Genomic DNA, 206 nt, shown 5'->3' with positions numbered 1-206 from the left:
AGCAGCTCGTCGGCGCCGACCCAGTTCCAGGGGTCGTCGAGCTCGCAGGAGTGCGCCCACACCACCCGCCGGCGTCCGCCGTCGGCGCCGGCGATCACGGTGCAGCCGAGCTGCTCCATGGCCACCAGGTCGTCGATGGTCAGGCCAGACATACGTTCACCTCAGGGGGTCGCGGGGCCGAGGGCAATGCCGTCCGCCGGCGTCGG

At 72.8% G+C, this 206-nt stretch carries 1 protein-coding gene; it reads right to left on the bottom strand.

Annotated elements, in window-relative coordinates; all coding sequences use genetic code 11:
* The coding region (locus tag Q0L15_RS25070; RefSeq protein ID WP_366939634.1) for a hypothetical protein at window positions 1-119 on the bottom strand (119 nt) is incomplete at its 3' end.
* Window positions 120-206 lie beyond the last annotated feature (87 nt).

The organism is Nocardioides sp. (genome assembly GCF_024509035.1).
Taxonomy (GTDB): Bacteria; Actinomycetota; Actinomycetes; order Propionibacteriales; family Nocardioidaceae; genus Nocardioides.
This window is presented reverse-complemented; position numbering and strand designations above follow the sequence as displayed.